Genomic DNA, 12,554 nt, shown 5'->3' on the forward strand with positions numbered 1-12,554 from the left:
GACTATGCCCGAACTTTATTATGATAATCAAAGCCTTTCTTCTCTAGAAAACGAATCGGTATTAGATTGTTTGTTGAGACATGATATTAATTACCCTTACTCCTGCCGCGCTGGTATTTGCCAAGCGTGTTTAGTGAAAGCAACAAACACTAAAATAGAGCCAACCTGGCAAGAGGGGCTACCTGATACATTGAAATCCAAGGGGTATTTCCTTGCCTGTCGGGCAAAGCCTACTACTGACCTTTACTTGAAGGCTCCTGATGTTGCAGAGTGCGACCAACAAGCTCTCATCGCGGAAATCACCAAGCTAACTTATAATGTTATTCGAGTAAGGCTATTAGCAGAAAATTTACAAGATTGGATACCTGGGCAATATTTAAACCTTATGAACCCTTATGGTCTATCTCGCAGTTATTCCATTGCTAATATGCCAACTTACGAAGGTTATATTGAAATTCATATCAAACTTAAGGACGATGGTGAGATGAGCCAATGGTTTCAGAAAGCAGCAGCTGTTAATACTATAGTCCAGATTCGAGGTCCCTTTGGAAAGTGCTTCTATATTAACCCTGACAAGGCATCTTTTGATATACTTTTAGTTGGAACGGGGACCGGGCTTGCGCCTTTATTAGCTATCGCTAAAAGCGCTTTAAGTGAGCAACATAATGGCAAGATTACTTTAATTCATGGTGGCTGTCAGGACGATGATATTTATTACGCCGAGGAATTAGAAACATTAGCATCGTGGTACCCAAATTTTGTATATATACCCTGTGTGTTGAAAACGAGTGGACGCTATCTAGAAGCTAATGTTCTTGATAAAACGCAGTATACGTTGACTAATCTCAAAAATATCCACGTTTATATTTGTGGACCAAAAGAAATTACAAGTCAATTAAAAACAAACGTGTTTTTAGCAGGCGTTCCATCAGCAAGGATATACAGTGATTCCTTTTTTTAGCAGAAAAAACGATGTTTAAGTGTTGTAAAAACAGTCTATGTTGCATATAAATTAAATAATAGGGCAATTAAAGAAGGTTTTAATGGATATATTTGAGCTAATCATGCAAAGACGCGCCGTAAGACAATATTCTGAGAAGGCGCTTAATAAAGAAGACATTGAAACTATTCTTAAAGCAGGCCAATATGCACCTAGCCCTTTAAATTCACAGCCCTGGCATTTTACGCTAATAAAAAACAAAGACAGCCTGAAAGTATTGGCTGCAAAAGCGCACCATGCTTCATTTCTTTCACAAGCACAACTTTTAATTATTGTCACAGTAGATACAAAAATTGATATCGATAATTGGTTAAAACAACATAACCAGCATCTTTACAGTGGTGCGGCTGCCATGCAAAACATGTGGTTAGCAGCATGTGCACTTAGTATTGGCTGTTGCTGGGTTACGCTGGATGAAGCGTTCACCAAAGAGCAAATAGCAATCCCTGAAGAACAAACTATTATCGGAGGGCTAGCGTTAGGGCATCATAAAGAGCCGATCAAGGCACACACTAAACAAGACAGAAAATCGTTACCCTTATTAGTTTCCCTGGAAAAATTCAATTCTAAGGAAAACCATTGTGAAAAAGAAAGTTGCTTTACTTGTCTTAAGCTTATTCCAAAATCAGCAGCTAATTCTTTTGAAGGTGATGATTATGTGAGGTATTTTTGCGGTGAAAAATGTTATCAAGCTTGGAAGGAACAAACTCAGAACTGGCTAAACCATGACAGATGACTACGAAGATTCGCCTATGAAATTATCAGGCCGTGTTAGGGTGAAATGGGGAATAAATCAGGATACATGCGCAAATGATTTATTTCATTTTAAAAATAAGCTAAAACCATTACTTGTATTAGTTCCGATTTAATCTGACCTCTCGCTTGCAAGGCTGAGATTTTCCGGTTTTGATAGAAGTGCAAACTTTAAATCAAAACAAAAGGAAAATTTTCATAATAATAGTAACGTTAAAATTATTAAACATAAAGTTGGATTATTAATAAGGACGAAGATTAGTTTTGTATTGGTTCTAAGTTAAAGGTAATTCTGCAATATATAAGGGTGCGTGCGCGTGTGGTTGTTCCGGTGTGACAGGGCGTGCCTCGATTTGGGTGCCATGACGACATTATGTGAAATAAGAATAAGGTCTTTATCAATCTAAAAATTGCAACTTGAAGAGCAGAAAAAATTGACAATCAACTACGTGTTTCTCAAAGATGAAGAAGCTTGCTGCCTCTTTGAAAGGCTTACGGACATCTTAGAATTCCCACCCTCAATTGATTCATCGACGTACAAGGTATTTTGGCCACAAGAGTCTCCCACGTTTCGGCAAATTGCCCTAAAAGGGCAAGTGCATGCCTCCTTATAATAAATTTATGGCTGCAAAAACTCTCTTTGGCTAGCGCTACAAACTTCATTATTTAAAATTAAAACTAATTATAGCAATAGGGTTAATATAGCTGTTATTTTCATCCCTAATTTAAACTAGCTATTTAAATTATTAAAAGTTAGCCATGATATTGTTTTACTTAAAATTAACTATCTCATCATTTGTGACAAAATGCAGACATCGATGGCATGCTTACGAAATTAAGGGCTGTCAGCCCCTATTAATGAATAAAAGAGCATGATTAAGCAAATAACTCACGACATTTAACAAAGAGATTAGGTAAGTTAAATGATTTAAGACGTAAACTCAGGAGAACAAGTCACGAGTTTCGCAGTTTGAAATAAATAGATTAGAATTAGCGGCATAATTTTAATTTAGAAGTTGTGTCAGGATGTCGCGTTATCGATGTACAAAAGAATTGTATAAAGCATTTTTACAAGCAAGCAGTATGCGTTATTCAGGTTTAGCGCTATCAGAAGTAAGTCCTATAGCTTTATCCCATGATAGTATTAGCCGTTGGTTAGCTGATAAAAAATTCCGTCCTCGAGAAATATGGTCACTAGCAAGTCATTATGTACGTGCATCAGAACCTTGTCTATTGATAGCAGATGATACAGTTTTATCCAAGATACACAGTAAAAAAATAGAACTTGTAAATTATCAGTATTCTGGCAATGCCCATGATGTGATTGCAGGAATTGGTCTTATCAATATGCTGTGGCATGGTTTGGATAGTCAAGAATCCGTGCCAATTGATTATCGTATCTATGATAAAGATACGGATGGAAAAACAAAAAACACCCATTTTTGCGACATGTTAAAACTCGCTAAATCACGAGGACTCACTCCCACAGCAGTCGTCATGGATGCTTGGTATTCAAGTTTAGATAACTTGAAATCCATCCGCTCACATGGGTGGATTTGGGTTACACCATTAAGAAAAAACCGAATAGTAAATCGTCATGCTCGATTAGAAACATTAGAAATTCCCGAAGAAGGACTTTCGGTTCATTTACGTGGATATGGTTGGATTTTTGTATTCAAGTTCGTGGCAAAAAATGGCCGCATTGATTACGTGGCGACAAACATGGAAAATCCAACACGTGAGCAAGTAAAACACATCATGGATGCACGTTGGTCGGTCGAAGTTTATCATCGAGAAGTCAAACAAACATGTGGAATTGAGCGTTGTCAGGCACGCACAGGCCGAGCGCAGAGAAACCATATCTTTCTTGCCATTGCTGCTTGGTTTGAGCAACATAAATTACGTATTACTCAAAAAACTACTCTTTATCAACAAAACTGGCATGTAATCAAAAATGCTATTCAGGAGCAGATCAAATTCTTAATGTTTCAACCTACATGAGCCAAGTGCGAAACTCGTGTAGTTGAGAAATATAACAAATAATCGTGGGGGTATGTTTCCCTTTTGTAATACATTTTCATTTTATTAGTACCGTTGGAATTTGACATGTCACTTGAAAAAAAGAAATTTTCCATTTTTGATATGATTACGAACTAAATGAAAATAAAAGAAAAATAGTTAGGGTAGGAGTCGTATCGGAAAGTAGCTAAGCAAAGGTTTCTCTTATCAGTACTTTCATAATTATCACAACGCTTACCTTGCATATTATGCCCTTATTTCTCAATTGCTTGAAAGAAATAACTTTCAAAAATTATAGTCAGTTAATCCTTAAAATAAACTTATGGATTACAGTCATTACAAAAAGTGGGATTAGCTTTTTTTACGTTGTCAGCCCTTGGTTTTTTTTCTTGATGCTCACACGCAACGCAACCCCAAAGTTCAAATCGATACAGGGATGTAGGGGCGTCACATAGGCTGCACAATAAATATTCGGTTGTCGATACAAAACCAAAGCCAGGCGCCTTGCAAACAGAGCAATACGTGAGAATGCGGGTGGCAAGTTTTTCTGCCAATGTAACCAACACAGCCATCCTGGTCGGGTTCATCATGGCGCGCATGTCAGTGGCTATAAGCAATTCTTCCCCCTTGGTAAAGCCTAATTTTATAAGATTACTTAGAAACGAGCGGTCTTGAATACCTTTGCCAAGAATTTCTTTTGATTGATTTACTTGAAGGGTGACGGCATGACTTGGGAAGTGTACAGCGTGTAAAAAGGAATCAATCTCTGTACTGGGATTAAGCGTTAACGTCTTATAATTGGTTCTAGGAGTAATAAGTTGGTCTGCAATAATCCAATCGTTTTTCAAATCAACAAAAACCATGATTTCATGGTCACTGGCCACAAAGGGCAGCGATGGATGCGGCCCAAAGCTTCCTTCACTAGCAAGACTATAAACATAATCAGCAATCAAGGCTGCCGTTTTTGCTTTTAAAATACAGGTTTGATATGCATTGTGGGCTCGAGGAATTTCACCGGTAAAGGTGCCAAATAAATCGGTATCAAAATCTGAAACGCATAATTCACAACCTATTTTATCCTGAAAGACAGGGCCAATAGCCTGTTCTTTTTTATGTTTGGACACCAGTAAAACAGGTTCGTTTCTATAAAGCATGTCTCTTCCCCAAGCTAGTTTTTTTTGGTCAACTTGTTGCCTCAATGAGCTTATTTCACTTATACTTTTTAAGTAAAATAGTCTAATCGTGCCACGGACACATCGGAGACAAACATAACACCTGAATTTTTTTGAAATAAGGTTTTCATGCCCAACGCAATGGTCGCGATGGCTTCCTCAGGCGCCACCGCAATAAACATAACAAGTGCTGCTTTGTCATTAAAAAGAAGCTTGCCTTCATGAAATCCATGATGTCCCTTGCCTGAGATATTACGTAACAAGGTAAATCCAGGCACATTAGCCTCATTCATCATCTTGGCAATCCTCTGCTCATTGTCGCCAGACACAATGACCTCTATTTTTTTCATTGGATGTAAACTAATGCCGCTTTCACGTTTTTCATAAACGTTAATAATACTCATGTCACGCTCCTTTATTGTTCATTAAAGCATATGCCAATGACCTTCTCTATCTAATTGATAAGCAACCTCTTCGGCAGGCTCAATTACAACTAAATTTACCCACCCATTAAAAAATAACGTTTTAAGACTGTCTTGCCGGGCAATAATCGCACTAACCCTGGTTCTTGGTGCATAAACAACTGTTAACAGGCGCTGGGGTTCATGGTAGGCTTCTTCATCTGTTGACTTAACCGATTGCAGGGGTAATCCATGCATTAAATCACTCCCGTTGCCTTGCATCATGCCGAGTAGTCCTGTGACATTCTGGGTGATTTTACTGCCACTTCCGTAAAGGACGTTATCGAGGGTTGAAAAAAGGTATTGCGTATTAATCCATTCGGCCACCACCATAGGCGCTGTTAAAATAGTCTCTAACGCGCTACCTTCTTTGTCTTGCGTCCAATCATAGGAGTGAAGAAAACAGCGGCCGTCCAAATTAATGGGCTTGGTTAACTGGCGAGGGCCGACGATAAAAGCGGCGTTGCGTGCGAGCCCCCATTCAGGCCTTACTTCCGCCCAATCACTACTGCGGGTCAGTGTTGTTTGGATGGAATGTGAGGTCTTTGTTACACCCAATGTTTGGCAACGCGCCTGCGCATTAAGATGCCTGGCAAGATTTAAGTCATCTCTTAACTCATCCAAAAGCGTTTGATGAGCGTGTAGGCCTAAGTCAGCCTCAAAAAGGGTGACTTCATCGGTGGTGGTGTCGTGCTCTGCGGCATAAAAAAACGTATCATCCGGGATAATGATGCCCCGTTTTGCCAGTGTTTCTCGCACGGGTGGATTATTTAATATCGCCGCAAGAATTTTAGCATTTGAGCCACCGTGATTGCCGCCACACGCCCCACAATCCAGTGCGGATGCATAAGGATTATTTTGGGTGCTACTTCGATGGCCACAAAAGACAATTAGTTTGGCGAAGTTCTGGGTTAATCCCATCATTTTTAATACCGCTTCCCCATAAAAGGCTTGCTCAGCCGGAGCAATGCCATAAACTGAGTTGGCACTACTCATCTGGATAATGGGCTTTGTGGGCAACGATGGCATGAATCGATTGCTAATAGACGTGCATGCCTTGTCAGTCAGCCTTGGGGCAAGGGTCTTGGTGAGCATGGTTAGTCCGCACCATGCCCCTAATGTTTCTACGAGCGCGAAGGGGGTTGAAAAATTATATTTTAAACCATAATAGGTCTTTTTAAGTAAGTGAAAACGTGCTTTTCCCTGCTTGGCTTTCTTCACACAAGGCAGTGCCGAGGCAAGTGGTTTTTCCTCAATATCATAACGTGGTTTAAGTAAGACAGGACACGACTCTTTGTAAGTGTTTGAGTTAACGTCATGAATTCGTGCAGGAATTCCAAAAAAACCGGCAAAGCCCAGGGTTTCATAAGCGCCTAAGGGCTCAAGGTGGCGACGAAAGGGTTCAGAGCGCACATCAATGCAAAAGACTAACTGAGCAGCGGGTCTTGTTTTTGAGGGTAGACAATTTTTGACTTGAGGCATGAGCTTTTTAAGAAGCTCATGCTGATAGGCGTGCTCTGACTTTTTTAGTTGCGCCGCCAGCGTATTAATCAAAGCTGCCTCATTTTTTAGGCTTTTTTTTTCCCAACGTGCTTCAGGCCAAAGAGCTACTGTGAGGACTAACCGGACTGCCAGAAAGTCAACCAAGGTGACAGGGCATAAGTCAGGTGTTGTCGAGGTATTCCTCCATAAAGAGCGCCATTTGACATACCCTGCCCAACCAGGTAAATAGGCTAAGTTCTCTTTAATAAAAGATTCCTGATGGTCAACAGTCACACCTAACTTAGTCAAACAAACGACAATGGTCTCTTCAGCATTATCAGGTAACTGAGTTAACCAATCCTTAATTACCTGACTTCCAAGGTGCAAGGAGTAATCATAACTTGCTAAGCGTAAGAACGCGGCATAAAAACCTTGATGACGATTGGGCGCCTCAATGGTTCCTTGCCCCATGTCTAAAAAGACACCACACCATTTAATCAGTTCACGATTCACTACCTCAAGCTTTGGCGCGGCCTGAGTAGAGCCAAATAATCGCTGACCTTCTAAGAGTGCCTCTTCAAAAGGTAAGGACTCAAGTCCTTGCAACGGATTACAGGCAATAAAGGTCTCTAAAGGCCAGACTGGGGCAAGGCATTGAGCGGCATTGTTTACTAGGGCTTGAACATGCGCTTGCTGTTGTTTGGGCGCAGTTAACGTCGACATCGATTGATACTCGCTTATGGTTTGGTGTTTTTTGGCATGATTCGTACTCATAAGAGGACTCCTTAATAGTGATAGTTGTTGCGATGGGCGGTGATGGTTTTGGGATGCGGCTGACTGCCATTTAAGGCGCGCACATACAATTGGCGCCATAACTTAGTTTGTTGCAGAGCACGCGAGTCTTTTAAATTCATACCCAGCCATAAAATAATAAAGAGGGTAAACACAACTAAATGGATTAGGTTTAAAGTCGGTAGTCCTTGTGTCGAATAAGTTGGGAAGAATGATTCAATCAAATGAATGCTCTCTCCGTAAAAGAGACCCACGAACGACACGATAAGGAAGGCTGGAATAATTCGTTTGACCAGTGCGCCTTGTCTAACCAAGGTGTAGGCAAGCTGGGTGCCGGATATAAACGCAAAGCCTACCAGAAAAGTGGTAGGCTGCAGGGTCAATAAAGGTTTTCCACTTGTTAGGGCAAAACTCAAAGCACCTGCTAAGCCCATCAAGCATGACAGCGCAAAGCGAAGCAATGAATGGTGAGAAGCCTTCATTTTTTCTCTGCTCGTGTTTAAAGCTGAGCCAGCATTCAAAAACAAGTAGGCTTTAAATAAACCATGCCAACACAAGTGAGCAACTGCTGCAGGGAAAAGACCTAAACCACACTGCATCATCATAAACCCCATCTGCGCCAGGGTAGAGTTTGCTAACATGCGCTTGATGTCACTTTGTAAGAGTTTCCACACGCTGCCTAAAATTGCTGTGAGTGCGCCAATCAGAAACACAACCTGCAACAGATGTCCTTCGGTTAAGAAAAGAGGCGCAAATCGAACGAGAATAAAACCGCCCCCATTCACTAAGCCCGCATGCATTAAGGCAGATATAGGCGTTGGTGAGTTTAATGAGCTGGTTAACCAGCGGTGAAAAGGCCATTGCGCAGATTGTGTCAGTGCACTGACGAGAAGAAGTACAAGTATGCCGGTTAAAAAGGGCCAGGGGAGTTGGGTGGCTTGAGCATTGATAGCCGTTATCGAGCTACTACCCGTTGCTTGATATAACAAAAGAAAAGACGCGAACAACGCTGCACTACCTAAACCAAGCGTTTTTAATGCTAAGATGCCTGCGTGTTTCGCGGCCGCCCACTCACTTTTATGAATCATTAATGAAACAAGCAAGCAATTGCTACAAGTCCACGCCATCCAAAACAACACCAGATTATCCGCATAGGCCATCACAATAGCACTACAGGTAAGTGCTGCTAATTTGAGAAAGTAAAGACGATAGCGCCTATCGCCTGCCATATAGCGCCGGGAAAATTGATGAACAATGAAACTTACCAATAAAATCAGCGTGCTCATCAATAAAGACAAGCTGTCTGCTTTAAGGCCAAAAGTATTACTTTATTGTCATAGTGAGGGAGGTAAAGGAAGCCCAGACAACTACCCATCAATCCAACGCCAATAAAGGATGAAGATAATTGAGCGCCACGTATTGGACTTTTTTTATAAAACAAGCCGCTGATGATAAAGCCAATAAAGGGGATTAGGACTAAGAATAGAGGATAAAATCTGAGGTACTCACTAAAATAGGACACACAATGCTCCATTAGATTGTCAATTGGTATTGAATAAATGTATTCGAAATGCTAATATAAGAAAAATTAATAATTATTATTTTACAAATTAGGAAATCTAATGTCTTTGGACACCGTGACCTTACAATGTTTTTTGGCACTTGCCGATACAGGCAGTTTTACCAAAGCTGCAGAGCGCGTAGGACGTACCCAATCGGCCGTCAGTCAACAAATCGCGAAGTTAGAAAACATCATTGAAAAACCATTGATTAATCGGGGTCGAAACTTATCGTTGACCACAGATGGCGAGATTTTTTTAAGTTATGCCAAGCGCATCTATGAGTTACATCGGGAATCCTTAGACCGGTTTAAAGAGCCTGAGTTGCAAGGTGAGATTCGTTTTGGTCTGCCTGAAGATTTTGCAAGTATGATTTTATCGGATGTGTTAATTGAGTTTTCTCGCCTGCATCCTCGCGTCATTCTTAATGTCGAATGCGATTTAACCTTAAATCTTATTGAAAATTTTAGGCAGAATAAATTTGATTTAATTCTCGTTAAAGCAACCCCTAACAATGAAATGACTGATGGGGTGAAAGTATGGAGTGAGCCTGTCGAATGGATTGGGAAAAGGAGCTGCTGCCTTCTTTAACTCATAAAGAGGTCATACCGTTAGTGTTGTCACCTAAACCGTGTGTCTATCGAGAAAATGTTATTGAAGCCCTCAATAAAGCCAATATTAATTGGCGCCTTGTTTATAGTAGCCCCAGTTATACGGGTAAAATGGCGGCTGTAAGAGCGGGCCTTGGCATTACAGCGATTCAGCGAACCATGGTCCCGAATTATTTAGAGCGTCTTGATTTTAATTTTTTACCCCTGTTAAATGACATTCATGTGTCTTTATTAAAACGACCAAGTGGCAGTAAAGCGATAGACTCATTAGAGTTTTTTCTGCTTAAAAAATTAAAGCATTAACAAGCTTTTTGATAGGGATATCATAAACCATGATAAAAAACAACGTGTCTCAGTGCTTAATATTTTAGATTACTCAACTCTTTTTTCAATCTTGCTCTTAAGTGTATTTGTGAGCTTATTGTCATTGATTGTACCAATTGCTGCGCAAACCTTGGTCAATCTCCTGGCGTTTGGTAAATTACTACAACCCATCGTCACATTAAGTCTTATTGTTTTAATTTTAATGGCTGGTTTAGGTGCATTGAGTATCTGGCAAGTCATTGTCATTGAAATCATTCAACAAAGATAATGGTTCATGTAAGTCTTGCTTTAACAAGACACTTTACTCACTCTCGTTAGATAATTTCTCTACCCATCATGGTCCTGCACTTGTCAATCGCTATTTTGACTCTTAACGGTTAAAAATCGCTTGCTAGTTTGTTGTTGTATGGCATCAATTTAAGCTTACAAGTGATTTTGGTCTTGTTTTATTGCTTTTTATCACCCAGCGTTTGTCCTGTTTGATTTGTTTATTTTGTTTGGTGTCCTACTGACCGTTTTGGTCCGTATAAAAGGCTTTAATCAGTGCTAAGGACGAATGTGCTCAAAAGCATATCATTGGGCCTGGCTGGAAAATTTTAATTAACCGCTATTTATTTAAGTTTAATCAGTACCGCGTTATGCCATTAGCCAAACTGATAAAAATTAGTTGGATTTTAACTGCAAGAAACAGCATTTTAGACAACTTATAAACATCAAATAGGTTTCTACACGCTATCGGCACTAGCCAGCAGTCTGCTATTAGGGCTAGGGGCTATTTAGTCATAGAAAATCAATTGATTTAGGCCAATTAGTCGCTGCTGAAATTATCTTAGGCGCCCTTATTTATTCATTTAAACGCTTTGGTGTGTTAATGGAAATTATTATGATTTAATGGCCGCTGCAGATAAATTACAGGAAGTACTTCATTTACCTAATGAGCGACCTGAATCTGAACGCCGAGACGTTGAGTTGGGTTTAAGCCCTTAAAACCATTGAGCTGTCTTTTCACGCTGATATCAGCCCGTGTTAATTACCCCTCACGAACCTTTCTTGTTGATTGCTAGCGATAGAGTCAGTCAAGACTTTGTAGACCAGTTATTAGGGTTTAAAGCGCTTACCCTTTTTTCAGTTCATGTCAATGGTGTGCCTGTTAATCGGCAACACTTAATGGCGTTACGCCAATACAGTTTATTAATCAACGAGCCACAATGGTTTTCGGGCAGCACCTATGATAATTTAGTGTTAAATCATCGCCACACTGCTACTGACTACATTCTTTGAAAAACTAAACCAGTTAGCACTTCTTGATAAGATTATGACGCTACCGCAAGGCTTATATACTGTTATCCATGAGTGGCAGTCAACATTTAGTCTTGAAGAACTAATTAAACTGATGATAATCCGAGCGTTGATAACCAAACCTCAACTTCTTATTATCGCGCAAGCGTTCGATCAATTAACCGCTCAAGAGGTGAACGTAGTATTAACGTTACTAATGAACTTAACAGACACCTTAGTCATAATTACCACGCAAAAAAATCAGTTGCCTGAATTAACTAATCGTGTGTGCTTGCATGAAACTTTATGCCCATACCCTAATTCGACAATTGCCAAAACCACGAAAAAATTATGTGGGTGACATTAGCAGGCCTCCTGCCTATTCTTCTTTTTTTAATTTTCATACCTTGGCAGCAATTTGCCTTAGGACATGGCCGAGTCATTGCGTTCTCGCCTACTGAAAGACAGCATACCGTCAATTCACCTGTGACAGGTCGAATAAAAAAATGGTATGTGGATGAAGGGATGCAAGTAAAATCGGGCGACCTAATCGTGGATATTAGTGATAATGACCCCGCACTTTTATCTCGATTAGAGATGGAAAAAAAAGCGCTTGTCTTACGGATAAAAGCAGCCGAGCAAGCACTGGCTGCCAGTAAACATAACCTGGTGCGCCAAAAGAGTTTATATACACAAGGTATTGTGTCCAAACGCCAATATGAGCTTGCCCAAATTGAATATGCCAACTATCAAAATGAACTGGCCAAAGCTAATATTGATAAAGTAAATGTTGATACGCGTATTGCCAGACAAAAACCCAACAAATTAGAGCGCACGCACCTGGTATTGTTTTTAAACGCTTAACAGGTCAAGAAAGTGTGGTGGTCAATGCAGGGCAAGTACTCGTTGAAATCCTGCCCGAAACTAATTCACGCGCGGTTGAGTTGTGGATTGATGGCAATGACATCCCCTTCGTTTGGTTACAGCAAAAAGCACGCCTTCAATTTGAAGGGTGGCCTGCCATTCAATTTCGTGGCTGGCCAGAAATTGCGGTTGGTACCTTTGGTGGTAGAGTCTCATTTTATTGACCCCACGGATAATGG

9 protein-coding genes and 2 pseudogenes are annotated in these 12,554 nt (G+C 40.4%); 7 read left to right on the forward strand and 4 right to left on the reverse strand.

All coding sequences use genetic code 11. From position 1 onward, the window contains the following. Positions 1-4 precede the first annotated feature (4 nt). The 3 genes from DYH30_RS15630 to DYH30_RS15640 all read left to right on the forward strand — a co-directional run bounded on the left by DYH30_RS15630 (position 5) and on the right by DYH30_RS15640 (position 3,754). Positions 5-961 carry an FAD-binding oxidoreductase gene (locus DYH30_RS15630; protein ID WP_115332695.1) on the forward strand — a complete coding sequence of 319 codons (957 nt, stop codon included), beginning with the start codon at positions 5-7 and terminating at the stop codon, positions 959-961. Between the two features lie 82 nt (positions 962-1,043). Next, complete coding sequence (locus tag DYH30_RS15635) at positions 1,044-1,736, forward strand: DUF3330 domain-containing protein (RefSeq protein WP_115332696.1); 693 nt, start codon at positions 1,044-1,046, stop codon at positions 1,734-1,736. 1,043 nt (positions 1,737-2,779) lie between these two features. After that, the gene (locus tag DYH30_RS15640) at positions 2,780-3,754 is read left to right on the forward strand and encodes an IS701 family transposase (RefSeq protein WP_115332697.1); all 975 of its coding nucleotides are present in this window, start codon (positions 2,780-2,782) and stop codon (positions 3,752-3,754) included. 338 nt (positions 3,755-4,092) lie between these two features. Here DYH30_RS15640 and DYH30_RS15645 read toward each other — a convergent pair whose 3' ends face one another. From DYH30_RS15645 to DYH30_RS15660, 4 genes are all read right to left on the reverse strand, one after another. Continuing rightward, entirely contained in the window at positions 4,093-4,926 is an 834-nt protein-coding gene (locus tag DYH30_RS15645; protein WP_115332698.1) for a DUF6671 family protein, read from the reverse strand. A 68-nt stretch (positions 4,927-4,994) separates the two neighbouring features. Beyond that, the gene (locus DYH30_RS15650; protein ID WP_115332608.1) at positions 4,995-5,348 is read right to left on the reverse strand and encodes a P-II family nitrogen regulator; all 354 of its coding nucleotides are present in this window, start codon (positions 5,346-5,348) and stop codon (positions 4,995-4,997) included. Between the two features lie 21 nt (positions 5,349-5,369). Continuing rightward, positions 5,370-7,661: a DUF2309 domain-containing protein gene (locus DYH30_RS15655; RefSeq protein WP_242604735.1), complete on the reverse strand. Its 2,292-nt coding sequence runs from the start codon at positions 7,659-7,661 to the stop codon at positions 5,370-5,372. An 11-nt stretch (positions 7,662-7,672) separates the two neighbouring features. Then, positions 7,673-8,977, reverse strand: coding sequence for a proton-conducting transporter transmembrane domain-containing protein (locus tag DYH30_RS15660; protein ID WP_147285960.1), 1,305 nt, complete (start codon positions 8,975-8,977; stop codon positions 7,673-7,675). A 324-nt stretch (positions 8,978-9,301) separates the two neighbouring features. Between DYH30_RS15660 and DYH30_RS18650 the strand changes: the two are divergent. The 4 genes and pseudogenes from DYH30_RS18650 to DYH30_RS18655 form a co-directional block, all read left to right on the forward strand. Further along, positions 9,302-10,152, forward strand: a pseudogene (locus DYH30_RS18650) (LysR substrate-binding domain-containing protein). Between the two features lie 109 nt (positions 10,153-10,261). Continuing rightward, entirely contained in the window at positions 10,262-10,441 is a 180-nt protein-coding gene (locus DYH30_RS18385) for a hypothetical protein (RefSeq protein ID WP_244917904.1), read from the forward strand. Between the two features lie 755 nt (positions 10,442-11,196). After that, positions 11,197-11,454, forward strand: coding sequence for a hypothetical protein (locus tag DYH30_RS18390; protein WP_244917905.1), 258 nt, complete (start codon positions 11,197-11,199; stop codon positions 11,452-11,454). A 293-nt stretch (positions 11,455-11,747) separates the two neighbouring features. Further along, positions 11,748-12,554, forward strand: a pseudogene (locus tag DYH30_RS18655) (efflux RND transporter periplasmic adaptor subunit); the annotation flags it as partial.

The organism is Legionella busanensis, from assembly GCF_900461525.1.
In the GTDB taxonomy this organism is placed as follows: Bacteria; Pseudomonadota; Gammaproteobacteria; order Legionellales; family Legionellaceae; genus Legionella_C; species Legionella_C busanensis.

Coding starts and splice junctions, on each gene's coding strand:
- DYH30_RS15640 (WP_115332697.1), top strand. CDS start 2,780: ATGTCGCGTTATCGATGTACAAAAGAATTGTATAAAGCATTTTTACAA.
- DYH30_RS15630 (WP_115332695.1), top strand. CDS start 5: ATGCCCGAACTTTATTATGATAATCAAAGCCTTTCTTCTCTAGAAAAC.
- DYH30_RS15655 (WP_242604735.1), bottom strand. CDS start 7,661: ATGAGTACGAATCATGCCAAAAAACACCAAACCATAAGCGAGTATCAA.
- DYH30_RS15635 (WP_115332696.1), top strand. CDS start 1,044: ATGGATATATTTGAGCTAATCATGCAAAGACGCGCCGTAAGACAATAT.
- DYH30_RS15645 (WP_115332698.1), bottom strand. CDS start 4,926: ATGCTTTATAGAAACGAACCTGTTTTACTGGTGTCCAAACATAAAAAA.
- DYH30_RS15650 (WP_115332608.1), bottom strand. CDS start 5,348: ATGAGTATTATTAACGTTTATGAAAAACGTGAAAGCGGCATTAGTTTA.